This is a genomic window from Streptomyces sp. WG7 (genome assembly GCF_049975785.1).
Classification (GTDB): domain Bacteria; phylum Actinomycetota; class Actinomycetes; order Streptomycetales; family Streptomycetaceae; genus Streptomyces.
In genome coordinates this window covers 1-902 of record NZ_JBNGGE010000165.1, presented here as the reverse complement: position 1 = coordinate 902, position 902 = coordinate 1, and the positions used below count along the sequence as shown (strand labels likewise).

The window sequence follows — 902 nt, the reverse complement described above, 5'->3', positions numbered from 1 at the left end:
ACGCAGGCCGCCGCAGGCGTCGCGGGCGTCATCAAGATGGTGCTCGCGATGCGGCACGGCGTGCTGCCGCAGACCCTTCACGTCGACGAGCCGACCCCGCACGTCGACTGGTCGGCCGGGGACATCGCCCTGCTCACCGAGCAGCGGGAGTGGCCGGAGACCGGACGCCCGCGTCGTGCCGGCATCTCGTCCTTCGGCATCAGCGGCACCAACGCCCACACCATCGTGGAGCAGGCCCCGGACGACATGACCGTCACTGCCGCGTCGAGCCGGCCCGCCGTCGTGCCGTGGGTGCTGTCGGCGAAGAACGCGGCGGCGCTGAGCCTCCAGGCCGACAGACTCCGGGCGCGCATCGCAGCCGACCCGCTGCTGGAGCCGGTCGACGTAGCCTGCACCCTGGCCACGTCGCGGGCCGCTCTGGAACGGCGTGCGGCGGTCGTGGCGGGCGAGCGGGAGGAGTTCCTGAAGGCGCTGACGGCCATGGCCGCGGGGGAGGACGTGCCCGCGCTCCACCAGGGGACCGCCGCTGACGGCGCGCTGGCGTTCCTGTTCACGGGGCAGGGCAGCCAGCGGCTCGCGATGGGCCGGGAGCTGTACGACGCGTACCCGGCCTTCGCGGACGCCTTGGACGCGGTCTGCGCCCGGATGGACGCCCATCTCGATGTGCCCTTGAGGGACGTGCTGTTCGGGGACGACGCGGCTCTTCTCGACCGGACGGCTTACACGCAGCCGGCCCTGTTCGGGGTGGAGGTGGGGCTGTTCCGGCTGGTCGAGTCGTGGGGTGTGAGGCCGGACTTCGTGTCCGGGCACTCGATCGGTGAGATCGCTGCTGCGCATGTGGCGGGGGTGCTGTCGCTGGATGATGCGTGTGTGCTGGTGGCGGCGCGTGGGCGGTTGATGCA

1 protein-coding gene is annotated in these 902 nt (G+C 72.3%); it reads left to right on the top strand.

Annotated features, from left to right (window positions below):
- On the top strand, positions 1 to 902 hold a 902-nt coding region (locus ACP4J0_RS38555; RefSeq protein WP_426604118.1), incomplete at both ends, for an acyltransferase domain-containing protein.